The organism is Aquimarina longa SW024, assembly GCF_001401755.1.
GTDB classification, from domain to species: Bacteria; Bacteroidota; Bacteroidia; order Flavobacteriales; family Flavobacteriaceae; genus Aquimarina; species Aquimarina longa.
The window spans coordinates 42,426-58,999 of sequence record NZ_KQ474104.1 but is presented as its reverse complement, the minus strand read 5'-3'; the positions used below and the strand labels follow the sequence as shown (position 1 = coordinate 58,999).

The following is a 16,574-nucleotide window of genomic DNA, read 5'->3' as shown; positions in this document are numbered from 1 at the left end:
CTTATGAAGATTCTAAAAATTGAGTTACAAAATATCAACTCATTACAATCCAGCACTCCAATTATCATTGATTTTGAAGAGGCGACCTTTCAGGATGTAGGCTTATATGCTATCACAGGACCTACGGGAGCAGGTAAAACCACTATCTTGGATGCGATTACCATTGCATTGTATCAAGAAGTACCTCGATTTAATAAATCTAATAGTAAAGCAGGTTTAATAGATGTAGTAAGCTATGGAGCAACAGGTGCATTCTCTAGAGTTACATTTTCTAATAAAGGAGTTCGATATGAAGCCCAGTGGAACATACGATTAGTAGGTAAAAGTGGTAAGAAACTAAATAGACCAGATGAAACAGTTCGATTAAAAAATCTCAGTTCCGAGAAAATAATAGCAGAAAAGAAAACAGAATTTAAAATAGCAATAGAAAAAATAACTCAGCTAACCTATAAGCAGTTTTTAAGGTCTGTGATGTTAGCACAAGGAGAATTTGCAGCCTTTCTTTCGGCAAGTGCCAAAGAAAAAGGAACATTATTAGAGCAAATTACAGGAGAAGAAATCTATAAAAAAATAGGAGAGGCTATAGGAGCTAAAAAAGCAGAAGAAACTAAAAATCTAGATAGTATAAAATCTAAAATCAATACCGAAGATTTATTATCGGATCTCCAACGTACCGAATTATTAAAAGAACAAAATAACTTATCCGCTGAGATATTAGCAATTACACCAAAGTTAGAGCAATTAAACAAAATAGAACAATGGTATGTTAATCAAGAAGTATTACAGAAAGAAAAAGAAATTCTAAAACAGAAAATAGAAGCATTACAAAAAGAAAAAGATGCACAAAGGTCAACGATTCAGTTACTAGAAACTCATCAAAAAGCAAAACCATTTAAAGAGCAAGTAGATGAATTAAAACGGACAGAAACCACTTTAGAAGAAAAAAGACAACACTATCAAAAGCTTAAAAATGAATACCATACTCTCTCTAAACAGTTTGATGCAGTAAAAGAAAAAGATAGTCAACATAAAGAAAACGTACTCAAAACAGAGCGTAAACGAGATCTTTGGCTACCTAAATTAGATGAGGTAACCAAATTAGATGCGAATATTAAAAGTATAGCAACCAATAGAGACACCCTTTTAAAAACAAAGCAGCAGGGTGAAAAAGCATTAAAAACTCTTAAAAAATCAATAGCAGATCATCAGATTGATTATACACGCATAGAAAAAAATAGCAAGGAAATAGAATCTTATCTGGCAGCACATAAAAAAAACCTGCTTCTAGAAACAAAAATTACGAATTGGAGTACACAACTCACTCTTAGAAAAGGAAAAAAAGAGGAACTACAGAAATATACAGAGGACATTCTAAAAAAACAGAATGAATTAGAACAGACAGAAGTAATACTACAACAAAAAAAAGCGCAGTTTAGTGAGCAAACTAGAGTTATTGATGACTACAAAAAAGCACTTCAGAATGTAGAAGAAAAATTAGCAACTAATGAACTAGTAACAATATTAGCTAAACAAGAAAAGCTTAAAAACCAAAAAGAAGCGATTACTAATGCACATCGAATTGCCAAACTGTATAAAATAGATGTCAAAAAACAAAAAGAGTCAGAACAAAAAATAGCGACATTACAGACCAATAAAAAAAGAGATATTACTGATCTTAATCTATCTACATCAAAATATATACAAGCACAGCAAGCAGTAGCAGATGCAGAAAAAATACTAGATCTAGAGCATACTCTAAAGTCCTTTGAAGAAGAACGAAAAAAACTGGTCTCAGAAGAACCTTGCCCTTTATGTGGGAGTATAGAACATCCCTATATACATACGTATAAAACATTAGAACTATCCAAAAGTCAAAAAATACTAGTAGATAGAAAAGAGATACTCTCACAACTTCAGGAAAAAAATCAGGAGCTAAAGATCAAAATTGCCAAAACAGAGGTATCATTAAATGATACACTATCACAGCAAGAAGACATACGTACTACTTTAGACACACATCACACTAATTTTATAGCCCTACAGACTACAACAACGATTGAAGATTTAGAGCCTATAGAGGCTTCTTTAGCAATGATAAATACTCAGCTAAAAACCATTACAGATACTATTACAGAGATACAAAATTTACAACAACAAAAAGAATCAAAATCTAAAGTACTCAACTCAGAAAAAGATAGCATAGCAGTACTACAACAAGAAATTGCAACATTAGAAGAAAAACTAAAGAACAGTAAGCAAGAATTGCAAAATAAGCATGCGGATCAAGAAAAAATCACAGAAGCAATCTCTAGTATAGAAATCAACTTACAACAAGAATTGGCAATACACCAATTGCAATTACCGACGATAGAAAACGGAACTCATTTTATTACAGATTTAGAGACTAAGGTAGCTACTTATAAAGAAAAAGAAAAACAATTAGACAGTCATAAGAATACCATATCTCAATTAATCTTAATCATAAAAACAACATCAAATCAGCTAGAAGAGAAAACAAAAGAATATAGTCAACAACAAGATACAATTGCTCAATTAGAAGCCCAGTTACAAGAGTATCAGACTAATCGAAATACAATATTACCAATAGATATTACTACCGAGCATAAAAGAATTATACTTAATACAGCTATAGAAAAAGCAAAAACTGAGGCAGAAAAATCAGCTACTGCTTTTCAGGAATTGCAACAGAGATTAACGGCATTACATAAAGAATATGAAGTTGTTAAAAGAGAAGGAAAAGTAATAAAAATAAAAGTATCTACCGATACAGAAACCTTACAAAAAGCTATTGAATTAACACTTTTTTCTTCTCGAGAACATATAGAAAAAGCATTGTTAATAGAAGCAGATGAAACGAAATACAAAGCTATCCTTAGAACCATAGAGGACAAGGATTTAGAATTAAATACCCAAAAAGAACGACTCAATACATCGATAGCTAAACAAGAAAAGGAAAAAGACTTTGAGATATCTCTAAAGCAAACGATAGCAGAAAAAAAATCAGTAGTACAAATCAAAGATGAGTTGCTAACCAAAATAGGAAGTATAAAAGAGCGATTATTAGTAGATAATCAAATAAAAGAACGTAATACTACAGTTGTAGCAGAGATAACAAAACAAGAACGGATTGTACAAAAATGGGTTCAACTTCTACATCTAATAGGAGGATCTAAAGACGCTTTTAATACCTATGTACAACGTCTTACACTACAAAATCTCATTCATTTAGCGAATATCCATTTGTATAAGTTAAATAAACGATATTCGCTACAAATGCAAGAAACCTATAAATCAGGAGAAGAACTAAACTTTATGTTAGTCGATCATTATCAAGCAGATGAAACTAGATTGGTGGATACCTCTAGCGGAGGGGAGAAGTTTTTAATTAGTCTGTCTCTAGCATTAGGACTATCAGATCTCGCAAGTCATAATGTATCTATTGGTTCCCTATTTATTGATGAAGGATTCGGAACATTAGATACTACCACCTTAGAAAGTGTCATAGCTACTTTAGAAACCTTGCAGGCACAAGGAAAAATGATTGGGATTATCTCACATGTAGAAAATTTAAAAGAACGCATCTCTACTCAAATTCAGATACACAAAAAAAACAATGGAGTCAGTAAAGTGGTTATAGTATAGACAATATACTTTCTACAGGAGATATATCCCCGAGTTTATTTAAACAAGAGTTCTATATAAATATATAGAATCATAAAAACCACCAAATCGATTGGTTTTTAGAAATAATCTTTAGAAAACAATCTATTTTTGATATACATTAAAAATCTAAAAATGAATAGATTAATACGTATCTCTTATATCTAACTCAGGTTTTAACATAAAATAACAACAGTATTATTTTTATTTAGAATAAATCTTAATAGTTTTGCGCGGAATACATTTATTGGATAGATAACAGATAAATGGAATAACAAGTACTGATCACCGATACTAGTATTGGGATTATTTTTTTTGTACAAAAATAAAAGTATAAAGAGATTAATAACTGATCAGAGCCATTTTTATAAAAAAATTGAAAATGTTTACAGTCATTATATTCAGTGTTTTTTTAGCTGTATTTTTTTTATATAACACATCAAAAAACAAAGTATCAGTAGCGACTACCAAATTAGAAAATTGGTTTCAGGACAATTATGCGATAACCCAAATTAGTGGCGTTGTTTTTTTGGTAGTAAGTTTACTAATTTCTATTGCTTACTATGGTCTAGGATCAGGAATCTTTATTTGGTTTGTTACCCTAATGGTTATTTTAGGGCTTGTAATTATATTATATCCACTACACTTTATTACTATAAAAACGACACTCCCTTTTCTTATTCTAGTATTAATCTTAGAAATCATCTTTATATAATCATGCCAGCAAATCCTAAATTTTTAACCAAATCACCGTGGCAGCAATTTGCTAAAATTTCAGCAGGCATTTTAGGAGGCTATGCTATTAGTGCATTATTACATATGTGTATGTCCTTATGGCTACCAAACCCAAAAGAAGTATTGGTAACGACCATATTTACACTCTTTATAGTTTGGTGTGGATTATTAATTGTCCCCTTTTTATTTAAAAATGGATGGAAAGCATGGGGCATTTATATCTTAATTATTATAGTACTCTTAGGAATTTACTATTTAGGTAATCAAAATAATCCTTTTGTATAATGAGTAAAAGAAATTACAACGTATTTTTTAATACCCATACCGTTAGTGGCATTATCATCAGTTTTGCGCTATACGTTATATTTTTTGCAGGAGCATTTGCATTATTTAAAGATGAGATTAGAATATGGGAAGAAGGAGAACCAATAGATTATATAGAAAGAGAGCATATAGACTATGATACTATTCTAAAAAAACTAGATCATAAATATGAATTAATAGGTAGAGATTTACAAATTAATTTTGGAGAAAAAAGTAATAAGATAAGTGTTTACATGGGCGGGAGTAAAGACTCCTTAGCATCCGAAAAAGCAAAACAATACCATTACTTCTCTGTAGATATCAATTCAGTTGATACCACTACATATCCAGAACATTACAGTTTAGGCGAATTTTTATATCGACTACACTTTTTCGCACAATTTCCTACAATTGGGATCTACCTTGCTGGTTTTGTAGCCTTCTTTTTCTTATTTGCTATTGTTACCGGAGTTATTGTACATTGGAAAAAAATCATTCCTAACTTTTATACATTTAATCCCAGAGCTGTTTTAAAACGAGTATGGGCAGATGCACATACAGCTCTTGGGATTATAGGACTCCCTTTTCAGTTTATTTTTGCCGTAACAGGAGCCTATTTTTGTTTAACTATTCTTGTATTGCTTCCTGCCAATGCTTTATATAACAATGATCAAGCTAAACTAATGGCGGACTTACGACCAGAACGACAGACTGATGAATGGATAGCGAAAGCAGATACAAAAGTTCCTAGTTTTAATGATTTTGCAAAAAATGCGGTAACTCGTTGGGATGACTGCCATTTAACTATGGGATTTATTAAAAACTACGGAGGCACTAATATGAAATACGTTTTACTTAGTGAAGTAGAAGATAGCAAACGTTTTATAGGAACAAGTCGTACGGTTTTAGATGCTTTTTCAGGAACAATTAAAGAAGAAAAAAGCCCAAATGAATTAGCATATACAGAAGATGTACAACGTGTATTGAGTCGTCTTCATTTTGCAGATTTTGGAGGTGTTCCTACAAAAATCGTCTACTTTATACTAGCATTTATAACCTGCTTTGTTATTATTACAGGGGTTTTAATTTGGATCGAAACTCGTAATAAAAAAAGTATGTCCATTAGCCAAAGACTATATACAGCCAAGGTAGGACATATATATATGGCAATTTGTTTGTCTATGCTACCAGTAACAGCATTATCATTTTTATTTGTAAAATTATCTAATGGTTATTTTGTAGATAAGCAGACTGCGATCTATTATTTCTATTTTAGTACATGGCTGGTAGCGATTATTTTTTTCCGATTTAAAAGAGACAATTACTTAACAAATAAGTATAGCTTATTATTAGGAGCTATTTTTGGTTTTTTGATTCCTATTGCTAATGGAATAGTATCTAGCAATTGGATATGGAATACCTATGTACAGCATCAATACGATATCTTGCTAGTCGATGTTCTATGGATTATAATTGCCACACTTTCTCTTATTTTTTATAAAAAAATACAACCACAAGTAAAAACACAAAGCTCTTATACCAAAAATCCAATAGATTATAAAAATTTAGCAGCCTTACAAGCAGAAGAAGCTAAAAAGATAGCAGAAACAATTAATACCTCATCAAAGACAGAAACTAACCATCAAAATTATATACCCATGAGAACAAAAATTATTATGTTATGGATGTTTATCATCCTAGGATTTATATTTCATCATATTTATGGACTAGCCACAGTATTTTTTAAAGAATCAGTATTTATAGAAGGCTCAACAGGAGAAACACCATTCTGGGCACATCAATGGCGTATTTTAATGGAAGGACTAGCATTTTTATTTGCCATACTAACAGTACAATTATCTAGAATATGGTTTCGATGGGCATCATTTATCTGGGCGAGTATAGTAGCATTATTTAATATATACCATGTAATAGAAGCTATACTACATGAAGCGACTAATTACTCAGAAATCTTTATCTTACTATTAATGGCGATTGCAAGTGTCTTTTTGGTGATGAACCTAAACAAATGGAGAAAAGAAAATGCAACTATGAATTAAAATGATATATCTAAACATTGCTATAAGATGTCTGTTAACTTATAATCAAAAGTTTTAAAATATAATAGCATACTAACTTATCTATTTTCAATTTATTAGAAAATAATATTCAGAATAAAAATGCCTCAAAATCATTTAGAATTATGAGGCATTTTAAAATTATAGGAAGTATATAGAACTTTAATCTTCAAGTTTTAAAACAAATTTCTTTATTCTTTTACCTATTAAATTTGGATTATCTTCTTGAATAAAATGAACACCCATACCAATATTCACCGATTCTAAATTTGGCATATTTTCAATAACCCAATTACGTACTGGTTCGGGCATAAATGCGCCAAGTTCTACATAAAAAAATAATTTAGGAATTGAAGATTGCTGTAATTTCTATCGATAATTCTTTACACATGGTATTCTGTCAGGAGATATTAAAAACAAGATTTATTAAACTACATTATAAAAACTAAAATGATTTACCAATATATAGTTATAGTTTAATACAGATTTAGGTGCTTAACGTTAAAAAAAATGAATATAAAGCAACCTATTGAATAAAATTTATGTCTATGTAGATAAATAGATTTTAATAACTATCCAAAAAATGATTAAATCAAAATTCTGGAATCAGCTTATGCTATTTATAATTCCATTTTTAGCCATTGTAATGGTAATAAGATTCTGCTCTCTTCACTTAATTAAAAATGAAATTGACTCTTATCAAACCGATACATTTATATGTATTGGTGCAAATCTAATTTTAATCTTCTATTTTCTAATCAAGAAAAATGGATTTACCAAAATTGCTGAGATAAAAAGAATAAAACAAGAAAAATCATATCTTACCTCTAATATTTTCAGTAGTATTTTTGGTTTTGCTCGTACTTTTAATGGACGAAATACATCTACCATAATAAATATCGAACAAACTCTTGAATCTTAAAATAAAACTTACAATTGATATTTATAACCCTTCTTAATATTGCAATATTCCAAGGAATAATTTTAGGGGTGATTATTTTAAAATCCCCCATATTTAAAAGTAAAGCAAATAAGTACTTAGCTTATGCCATTTTTTCACTTTCAATTTTACTATTAAATTTAGTTTTTGAGTTAACTCAAATATATAATACGATCCCATTTTTATATTTTTTTGATACTATAGGTTTAGAGTTAGCTTTTCCTGTATTTATCCTATTGTTTATAACTCATCAAGTAAATCACCCAATACTACAATCCAAGAGAATTTTATGGTTATTTACTCCATTTTTGTTTACAGCAGTCATTAATATTTTTAGTAATCTTGATACCATTGCTCATGTCTATAAAATCCCGAATTTTATTCAACAAATCATTGAGGTACTCAAGCTTATACAAATCATAGTTTCACTACTATTTCTACCAAGCATATTAATTTATGCGTATACCTGTATTAAAGTATCGAATAATGTACAAGAAAAAAAATGGATTACTCATCTGTGGTTGCTTATTTTTATATTGCTAACATCTTTTGTCTTAACCATTATTGTTGCGTTATTTTTAGATATTGACATTACGCCAATTATGAGAACTCTTGCTTTACTAGCTACATTTTTAATCCATTGGATTGTGTATACAGGTATTTTTAAATTTAAACTAGCAAAAGATCAAGAAGAAATTAAAACCTTATTAAAAATAAATACTAACCTACCTGTTGCAGAAATTACAATACCTAAAGTATCTAGTGAAAAAAAAATAGAAACCTTTACTCAAGAAAATAGTTACTTTAAAAAGCTAGAAGACCTCTGCAAAAACCATCATATTTATAGAGATAGTACATTAGATAGAGATAAAGTAGCAGATATGTTAGGTATTAGTACTGGATATGTTTCGCAACTTGTAAATACAATTACAGGAAATAATTTTGCCACTTATATTAATCACTATCGTGTTAAAGCAGTAAAAGATATTATTTTAAATTCTGAGTTTGATAATTATAGTCTTTTGGCCATTGGATTAGAATGTGGTTTTTCTTCAAAATCAACGTTTCATAACGCTTTCAAAAAAATAACAGGCATTACACCAAATGCTTATCGAAAGCAACATTAATAGAAACATTATAAAGTCAAGTTGATTTTTCGCTGTAAGTGGAGGTATTAATTTAGTACAGTTGGCTAATCCCACCTCTGGATTACTTCTATTATCTATCATAATTGATAATTTTATCAATTATGATAGCAATGACACATTTACAACTTATAATATAAATCATCAGTAAAAATACTTATAAAATGGCATCACTTTAAAACTCGATAAGTGGTACACAATTCAATTATTCGAATTTAAGAATGGAAATGTTGTAGTATATTTTGTTAAAAAAAATAGAAACATCATATGATGACTTTAGAATACTAAAACACAATGGTGCTACAGCTAGTTATTGTTCTACCTTAATGATCGAAAAAAAATAAGGCTGTATTGTGCTCTCCAGTGCTCCTGATATTGATTCAGAAAAGATAGATGAATTAGGTACTTCCTTGTTTTGAAAATATAGCAAATAGATCTCTTTAGTAGTTAAATATATATATTCAGATACACTAGTAAAACGATGCATGACATAGATTTATAAAAAAAAGAAGGTCAAAAATGGCTAAATAAGTACGGATTTGTCCGAATTTAAGGTATTGAAACCTTAAATATGCTTAATTTCTATACGTTTGCCATCAAAATAAATTAAATATTAAAATGAAATTAAAACAATATCTAATTATTGCGATTAATCTTTTATGTAGTAGTAGTCTTCAGAGGCAGACTACAGAAAAATGTATTACAAAAAACGTATTATTAATTACTCTATTTAGTTTTAAATAAAAATGGAAGACATGAAAATATATAGTATCATTTTTTTACTTGTGGCTACTGTAAATCTTCAAGCCCAAAATCAAACCAATAGTTCTTCTTTCTTAGATAAAACTGATTTTAAAGTAGGGTATTATGGAAATGTATTATGGGATAATGGAATTAACCTTGGAGCTGAATACCTATGGAAAGAAAACATTAAAATTAAAGAGCGAAAAAGGGGACAAAAAATAATTACCCGACAACTTTTGTTTAACGGAAGTATAGGCTACTCCACTAACTTTTCAACACAAACAGATAATGGATTGTCTACTTATTACGGTATTATTTGGCGAAGAACAAACACCAAAGGAAAGCAACTCAGCTTAGAATTAAATCCACTAGGATATTATCGTTCATTTTTGCCCGAAACGTATGAGGTAAAAGGAGACCATGTATCCAAAGTTCGATTTCCTGGGAGAAGCTACTATGCACCTTCCATTGCAATTGGATTAGGAAAATTTCGTAAAGGAAAAAAACGATCGGGATGGTATTTAAACCTTCGCTGCTCTATACGAACACCTTATAATGCGGGGACATTACCCGTTTTTTCGTTAGAATACGGTTATCGATTTAATTTTAAAAGAAAAAAATAATGCAAAAAATGATTCTTAGTAAAGTAAAAATAGTAGTTCTCGCACTAATAATTTTTGGTGTTTTCTCTTGCTCTAAAGAGAATGATGATATAAATAATTTAAGTAAAACTATTTTTGTAAGACATAGGCAGGCTGATATGCCAGCATATATTCATGGCAATGCCTCCGAAAAAGTATTCCTAATCATACTACATGGTGGTCCTGGTGGAACTGGATTACAGTATAGAATGAACACCATCAAAAGTGAAATTGAAAAAAATAATGCCGTTGTTTACTTTGATCAACGAGGCTCTGGGAATTCTCAAGGAAGTTATTCTGAAGCAGATGTAAGTATTGATCTAATGGCAGAAGATGTATTAGCTCTAGCAAAGGTAATAAAGGCTAAATACGGTGATGACTCTCGGCTATTTTTAATGGGACATAGTTGGGGTGGTACTTTAGGCCCTGCTGTTTTGTTAAAAAATCAAAAAGATTTTGTAGGATGGATTGATGTTGATGGCGCTCATAATTCAAAAGGAATGTATAATGAATATAAAACTACTTTTAAGAAAATAGCAGATGAGCAAATCGCGTTACAAAACAATGTTAATTATTGGAAAAATACACTTAATTTAATACAAAACGTAAGTTCAACATATAATGAGAAAGACTTTTATAAATTAAATGGAGAAGCCCATAAAAGCGAAGAAAAACTGGTAGATGATAATGTAATTAACAAACCAAGATCTGATGGCGAAAATAGTTTAGGGCAATATAATTTTTTAACAACCTTATGGAATACCAATAAAATACAGTCTATTTTAGTTAAAAAAGGGCTTTTTGAGAAAGTGTCTTTTACCGATAGATTATCCGAGATTACAATACCATCTTTAGTGCTTTGGGGTAAATATGATATTATTGTTCCCACGATATATGCCCAAGAAGCTTATGATAATTTAGGAGCTAATGATAAAGAACTCTTTATTTTTGAGAAATCAGCACACAGCCCTATGAGTAATGAGCCTGATCTTTTTGCAGAAAAAGTAATTGAATTTATCAATCAGCGTAAGTAGTGAAGTAATAATCCTATTATCTAATATTACAGTTCTTGTATGTCATCCCTGTTAAATGAACCCTTAATTTTAATGATATTTTTTTCTAAGTCATAAATTGAGTGAGAGTGTCCAATACAGATGCTATACATTAATAAGGATAACAACTAAAGAAGAAATCAAAAAAAAGCTAATTTAGCTACATATATACAATTGTTGTAAACATAACCAAATGTCAATACTCAAAAAATTAAAACTTAAAAAAGATTTTAATAAAATTATAGATTGTGAGTTTGATGAATTCTTTGAAGATTTTAATAAAATTGTTGACAATCAGAAAAGTTTTATAAAATTTGAACCACTAGATTTTTTTTCTAACTCAAATAATCAATTAGTCGGTTATGTTAAAAAAGGAAAATTTAAAATTAGACGTAAAAAAGGGTTTAAGTTCTTTGATTTAAAACTAGATGTTACTATTGCTAAAGGGAGTTTTAAAAGTATAGGTAATAAAACTGAAGTGAAAGCAAAAGTATCCGCAATAGATTTTACCTTAATCCCTAGTTTAATTATTACATTTCTTTTTTTGACCTTTTTCTTTTTTTTAATATTAATTAGTGATATGAGTTTATTAAATAAATTACCTCCCTTACTTATAATTTTATTAATGTTTTCAATGGTATTTATTTTTCCTTTGATATCAATGAGAAAGGATGTCGAAAAATTACACGAAATACTTGATAAAGAACTATAAGCACGGTTTACAACATTATATATGAAATCAGAGCAAAGTTTAGTGTCAATTGGAAGGTCATTCCCTTTTGTGATGGCGCTAGATTTTTATAAATTGAATAAGAAATAAAAATCCGCAGATAAATCAATTGGTTTAGGTATACTTGCCTTGCTCCGATTCATATATTTGGCGTTAGCATTTATTAAAATGAAAAAGACAGCTCACATAATCATATTGACTATTTTGACCTTAATTAGTTGTAATGATAATAGACAAAAGGCAGAATATCAGAATAATAGACTAGAACTTGTTCCAGAACCTGATAAGAACATAAGAGAAAAATACGAGCAACAACAAAAACACAATTTACAAACTAACAGTAATATAAGAATTGACTGTAACCAGTTTTCAAAAGCGATGACCGAGTTGAAGAAGCTTTTAGAACAAGAAAATTACAGGGTTGAAATCAAAGAACAACAAAATGACCTTTGGTTTAGGAGTAAAAAGAATAATGAAAAATTTGAAGTTGATGAAACTATTTCCTTTCCCAAATCCCAGTATTTATCGATTTATGCAAAAAGAAAGAACAAATTAGAACAGATGCAAGACAATTGGTATCCGTCATTTTTTGTTACTGAAATCTGTTTTCAAGACGAATCAAGTGCAGCAGAAAACTACAGAAAAATTACACAAATAATAAACCGAAGTGACATTTTTAACGAAAAGAACTACGATTACATTATACAAAATGAAAATAGGTTAATCTATGTGAGTTGTAGAGCCAAAATATTTGAAGAATATGCTTTTTCATATCAAAATAAAATTGAAGAAATAATAAAGAAAAACAAACGCTAACCGGTACTTAACGAACGTTAAACTAAAATCTTAAATTGATCAATGAATATAATATTGAAACGAATAATTTACTTTCCGATCACAAAAATAATTTTAGGGATCGCAATATGTCTAGGAATACTAATCGGAGTCCAAAATCTGATTACAAAACCCTTAATATATTTCTTGATAGCCAATAAGGAAATTGGTGATACTATTATAAACTATAGTTCTGTTGTGATCTTACTATTAAGCTATTTTTATTTATTTAGAATTTATGAGAAAAGAAAAATTAAAGAACTATTTAAGACAAATTTAAAAACAGAATTATTAGGAGGCTTCTTTTTTGGATTTTTAGTTGTATCACTAGTTATATTAATTCTCTACTTGCTAGGTTATTACACTATTCATAGTATCGCTAACTTTTCTTATTTATTAGCCCCTCTTTCATTTTTAATAATAGCAGCTTTAATAGAAGAAGTGTTTTTCAGACTAATCATATATAGGATTTTAGAAAAATGGATAGGAACTTATATTGCTTTATTAATAATATCAATTCTTTTTACGATTCCACATTTATTGAATGATAATGTGACAATGTTATCGATTTTATTATTGTTAGCCTTTGGGTTTGCTCATAGTATAATGTACACCTATACAAAAAGATTATGGCTTCCTTTTGCCTTCCATTTAGGATGGAACTTTGCACAACCTTTTTATGGTTCCAATCTTTCCGGAACTGAAGAAGGACATATTATTAATTCGAGCTTTGATGGTCCTATTTTACTTATAGGAAGTGAATTTGGAATAGAAGATTCTATTTTATCAATAAGTTTTTTAATTTTAATATCTATTATTTTTCTTTACTTATCCATTAAAAAAGAGAAAATAGTTCATAGAAAAAATTGACGTTAGTCAGCATCTAAAAAAAATAAAACCGCACAACATTTTAAGTTGCAAGTAATATTTAAAAGAATGAAAAACGTTGTTTTTGGAATATTAATAATAATACACTTTGGTTGTAATGGACAGAGTCGTGAAGAGATTAAAAATAAACCTAGTGAATCCATAGTCAAAATTAATAATTCAAAAAAAAAGGAGTACATAAAAACTCTTAAGGAATTAAAATTAGATAATGATTCCTTAAAAAGTTATGGAGTAATAAAAAATATAATTAAAGAAGAGAAGTTAAACCTGAACAATAAAAAACTATCAATCGACTCCTTATCATCTCTTTTTAAAATTTCTTTAGTGAATAGGATACTACCCTTTTGGGAAGGAACTGAATGGTCATTTGAGGGGCATACATCAATACCAAGAAAAGGAAAAATTGCTTGCGGGTATTTTGTTTCAACAACACTAAAAGATCTAGGTGTAAACTTAAACAGATATAGATTAGCCCAACAAAGCCCTATTAACGAAGCACGTAGCCTAGCTTTAAATACCAAAGTAATTGAAATATTTGAAAATTCTAAAGAAGAAAATATCTCTAAAATTCAATCAACTTTTAAAGACGGAATCCATTTTATAGGCTTTGATGCTAGCCATGTCGGATATATTTTGAAAGAAAAAGGAGAATTGTATATGATCCATTCAAACTATATAGATTTTAAAGGAGTTGAAATTGAAAAAATCGAATCATCAGATGTTTTTGCTTCTTATGATAGATATTACTTAGCTGAACTTAGTACAAATGAAATGCTATTGAAAAGTTGGGTTAACGGAAACGAAATTAAAGTAATACATAAAAAATAAAATCTGGAGCTAACAATTTACTATAATTCATATACTCCCTTCGGGAAGCAAACGTACCGTACAATCGACGTTCTAAACCATTGAATCAAAACTATGTATAAATTAGTAAACTCTTAAAACCAATAACTGATGAGTATAAAAGTAACTCTTTATGTAGACGATAAAAAATTTCGTGTTTTAGATTTCTTTTTCGGCTTTTTTCAAAATTCAGATTATACCGGACGACCAAGTAATAAGTCAAATGTTTATCCATTTAAATTTACTATAGAAGCCAGTAAAGATGCTACTTTTTATGAATGGGCGATACATCCCGCTATGCAAAAACAACAAGCTAAAATTGTGTTTTCTCCAGTAAATGGAATCAGTAAAAGCACCACCATTGAATTACTAGACGTGCATTGTTTATATTGTAATTATCATTTTACAGCAACGGGCAGCCAACCATTTGTTGTAAATTTCGACTTATCCCCTGCAACAATCATCCGTAACGGCAAAGTAATGCTAAAAAGGTATTGGGCGGTGACAGATCCCGCAATGCTCAATATGCAGCCTACTGAACACCAGTCAGAAGATAATGAGCCTCGTATAATAGAACATTACATTACAGACCGCGAAGATATTGAATTAGGCGAGTATGCACGCGGGCAAGAAATATATTGTGTTCTCATATCTGAAAATATGGATAACGCAACCGTAGATGTTGACCTGTCAAAATTTGAAGTACCTCTTTTGTACCGTGGAGAACGGTTACAAGACAATATCATCAAAAAGTATACGATAAGCGCAGACGAAGAAAAAATCCCGTTACAAGTAATTTCAGAAGATCACGAAGATGAGCAGTAAATATAAAGATGAATACGGTACAAATACCATAAAGATCATACATAAGGGTAAAGTTGTGAGTCAGGCAGATATCAGGGTGCAACTTGGTGGAGGCGATGTCATAGATAAACCTGTACAAACTAATATTACTTATACAGATGATAACGGAAAAGGCTTAATGTACATCAATCACCAAGCTATTGTTGTAGGCAAAAGTGTTGCCCAAGTTAAACGCTCTACCACTGCCAAGGTTACCGACAGAGGAACGATACTGGTAAGTCAGTTGAAATCTGAAATTTCATCAAGGGGTGAAGATGTATTTTTCTATGACAATTCACTAGGCACATTTGAAGGAACTTTGGCAGATGCACAAAGGTTATTTCCCAATGTTGATTTTTCAGAGTTGCAAGTCCCCGACATTGTAGACCACAGTAATCCAGAATTTGCAAATTACTCTATTATTTCACCAGACCAAGCAGTATATTGGCAAGAAATAAACAAATACGATGCAGAAGAAAACGGAGGAAAGCCTACAACGTGGAGCAAGTGGGCGGATAGTTTACAAACTGGATTAGATATTGCCGGTCTTGTTCCTGGCTTTGGTGAAATAGCAGATTTAGCCAATGGCTGTATATCTTTAGCACGAGGGAATTATGGCGATGCAGCACTAAGCTTTGCAGCAATGGTACCAAGTTTTGGAGTTGCTGCTACAATTGCTAAGCAAGCAAAAAAGCTAAAAAAGGCTGTTGATAATAAAGGTATTTATGATCTTATTATTAAAAATGGAGATGATCTTGATCAGGCATATATAGGGCAATCCAAGAACATTTTTAAAAGACTTAAACAACATTTTGGGAAAAGCGGAAAACTCGGACAACAGGTAGAGGAAATTGTTGGCGGTATAACTCATAGGATGGCTGGTTTTACCAAAAGGAAACGTGAAATATATGAACAACTTATTATTATAGAAAAATACGGTTCTGATATAACACCAAGAAATAATAGTGCGTTTCATCGATTGCTAAATAAGGTTAATCCTGTTGGTGGAAGATTTGATTTGAAAACACCGGAAGGGTTAAAGGAGTTTTATAAAGAGGCGTACGAAATTGCAGATGAATTTGGTTTGCCGAAAGAATTTACTAATTAACTTGAA

Annotated in this window: 15 protein-coding genes; 14 read left to right on the top strand and 1 reads right to left on the bottom strand. The window is 30.2% G+C overall.

Annotated elements, in window-relative coordinates; translation table 11 throughout:
- Positions 1-3: 3 nt before the first annotated feature.
- The 4 genes from N456_RS19260 (at position 4) to N456_RS19245 (ending at position 6,779) form a co-directional block, all read left to right on the top strand.
- Complete coding sequence (locus tag N456_RS19260) at positions 4-3,663, top strand: AAA family ATPase (protein WP_062060728.1); 3,660 nt, start codon at positions 4-6, stop codon at positions 3,661-3,663.
- A 400-nt stretch (positions 3,664-4,063) separates the two neighbouring features.
- Complete coding sequence (locus N456_RS19255) at positions 4,064-4,396, top strand: hypothetical protein (protein ID WP_062060725.1); 333 nt, start codon at positions 4,064-4,066, stop codon at positions 4,394-4,396.
- Positions 4,397-4,398: 2 nt separating this feature from the next.
- Positions 4,399-4,701 carry a hypothetical protein gene (locus N456_RS19250; protein ID WP_062060720.1) on the top strand — a complete coding sequence of 101 codons (303 nt, stop codon included), beginning with the start codon at positions 4,399-4,401 and terminating at the stop codon, positions 4,699-4,701.
- Positions 4,701-6,779, top strand: coding sequence for a PepSY-associated TM helix domain-containing protein (locus N456_RS19245; RefSeq protein WP_062060717.1), 2,079 nt, complete (start codon positions 4,701-4,703; stop codon positions 6,777-6,779). Before N456_RS19250 ends, N456_RS19245 begins: the two co-directional genes overlap by 1 nt.
- A gap of 180 nt (positions 6,780-6,959) precedes the next feature.
- Here N456_RS19245 and N456_RS24630 read toward each other — a convergent pair whose 3' ends face one another.
- Positions 6,960-7,109 (bottom strand): hypothetical protein, encoded by a 150-nt coding sequence (locus N456_RS24630; RefSeq protein ID WP_158447936.1) that lies wholly within the window; start codon positions 7,107-7,109, stop codon positions 6,960-6,962.
- A gap of 271 nt (positions 7,110-7,380) precedes the next feature.
- Here N456_RS24630 and N456_RS19240 point away from each other — a divergent pair, with 271 nt between their 5' ends.
- The 10 genes from N456_RS19240 (at position 7,381) to N456_RS19195 (ending at position 16,568) form a co-directional block, all read left to right on the top strand.
- Complete coding sequence (locus N456_RS19240) at positions 7,381-7,719, top strand: hypothetical protein (protein ID WP_062060714.1); 339 nt, start codon at positions 7,381-7,383, stop codon at positions 7,717-7,719.
- A gap of 14 nt (positions 7,720-7,733) precedes the next feature.
- Entirely contained in the window at positions 7,734-8,864 is a 1,131-nt protein-coding gene (locus tag N456_RS19235; RefSeq protein ID WP_062060711.1) for a helix-turn-helix domain-containing protein, read from the top strand.
- Between the two features lie 773 nt (positions 8,865-9,637).
- Positions 9,638-10,249, top strand: coding sequence for a hypothetical protein (locus N456_RS19230; RefSeq protein ID WP_148639384.1), 612 nt, complete (start codon positions 9,638-9,640; stop codon positions 10,247-10,249).
- Positions 10,249-11,301, top strand: a complete 1,053-nt coding sequence (locus N456_RS19225; protein ID WP_062060705.1) for an alpha/beta fold hydrolase — start codon at positions 10,249-10,251, stop codon at positions 11,299-11,301. The genes N456_RS19230 and N456_RS19225 overlap by 1 nt, the downstream gene beginning before the upstream one ends.
- A gap of 211 nt (positions 11,302-11,512) precedes the next feature.
- Positions 11,513-12,031, top strand: coding sequence for a hypothetical protein (locus N456_RS19220; protein ID WP_062060703.1), 519 nt, complete (start codon positions 11,513-11,515; stop codon positions 12,029-12,031).
- Positions 12,032-12,217: 186 nt separating this feature from the next.
- Positions 12,218-12,865 carry a hypothetical protein gene (locus N456_RS19215; protein ID WP_062060699.1) on the top strand — a complete coding sequence of 216 codons (648 nt, stop codon included), beginning with the start codon at positions 12,218-12,220 and terminating at the stop codon, positions 12,863-12,865.
- A gap of 42 nt (positions 12,866-12,907) precedes the next feature.
- A complete protein-coding gene (locus tag N456_RS19210; protein WP_082422597.1) occupies positions 12,908-13,753 on the top strand; it encodes a CPBP family intramembrane glutamic endopeptidase in 846 nt (281 codons plus the stop codon).
- A 66-nt stretch (positions 13,754-13,819) separates the two neighbouring features.
- Positions 13,820-14,599, top strand: a complete 780-nt coding sequence (locus N456_RS19205) for a hypothetical protein (RefSeq protein WP_062060693.1) — start codon at positions 13,820-13,822, stop codon at positions 14,597-14,599.
- Positions 14,600-14,728: 129 nt separating this feature from the next.
- Positions 14,729-15,442 (top strand): type VI secretion system tube protein TssD, encoded by a 714-nt coding sequence (gene tssD / locus N456_RS19200; protein ID WP_062060690.1) that lies wholly within the window; start codon positions 14,729-14,731, stop codon positions 15,440-15,442.
- Positions 15,432-16,568, top strand: a complete 1,137-nt coding sequence (locus tag N456_RS19195; RefSeq protein WP_062060687.1) for a hypothetical protein — start codon at positions 15,432-15,434, stop codon at positions 16,566-16,568. Before tssD ends, N456_RS19195 begins: the two co-directional genes overlap by 11 nt.
- Positions 16,569-16,574 lie beyond the last annotated feature (6 nt).

Excerpts from the sequence above, each read along its gene's own strand:
- N456_RS24630 (WP_158447936.1), bottom strand. The coding sequence starts at position 7,109 with ATGCCCGAACCAGTACGTAATTGGGTTATTGAAAATATGCCAAATTTA.
- N456_RS19255 (WP_062060725.1), top strand. The coding sequence starts at position 4,064 with ATGTTTACAGTCATTATATTCAGTGTTTTTTTAGCTGTATTTTTTTTA.
- N456_RS19250 (WP_062060720.1), top strand. The coding sequence starts at position 4,399 with ATGCCAGCAAATCCTAAATTTTTAACCAAATCACCGTGGCAGCAATTT.
- N456_RS19210 (WP_082422597.1), top strand. The coding sequence starts at position 12,908 with ATGAATATAATATTGAAACGAATAATTTACTTTCCGATCACAAAAATA.
- N456_RS19205 (WP_062060693.1), top strand. The coding sequence starts at position 13,820 with ATGAAAAACGTTGTTTTTGGAATATTAATAATAATACACTTTGGTTGT.
- N456_RS19260 (WP_062060728.1), top strand. The coding sequence starts at position 4 with ATGAAGATTCTAAAAATTGAGTTACAAAATATCAACTCATTACAATCC.
- N456_RS19195 (WP_062060687.1), top strand. The coding sequence starts at position 15,432 with ATGAGCAGTAAATATAAAGATGAATACGGTACAAATACCATAAAGATC.
- N456_RS19220 (WP_062060703.1), top strand. The coding sequence starts at position 11,513 with ATGTCAATACTCAAAAAATTAAAACTTAAAAAAGATTTTAATAAAATT.
- N456_RS19225 (WP_062060705.1), top strand. The coding sequence starts at position 10,249 with ATGCAAAAAATGATTCTTAGTAAAGTAAAAATAGTAGTTCTCGCACTA.
- N456_RS19230 (WP_148639384.1), top strand. The coding sequence starts at position 9,638 with ATGAAAATATATAGTATCATTTTTTTACTTGTGGCTACTGTAAATCTT.
- N456_RS19215 (WP_062060699.1), top strand. The coding sequence starts at position 12,218 with ATGAAAAAGACAGCTCACATAATCATATTGACTATTTTGACCTTAATT.
- tssD (WP_062060690.1), top strand. The coding sequence starts at position 14,729 with ATGAGTATAAAAGTAACTCTTTATGTAGACGATAAAAAATTTCGTGTT.
- N456_RS19245 (WP_062060717.1), top strand. The coding sequence starts at position 4,701 with ATGAGTAAAAGAAATTACAACGTATTTTTTAATACCCATACCGTTAGT.
- N456_RS19240 (WP_062060714.1), top strand. The coding sequence starts at position 7,381 with ATGATTAAATCAAAATTCTGGAATCAGCTTATGCTATTTATAATTCCA.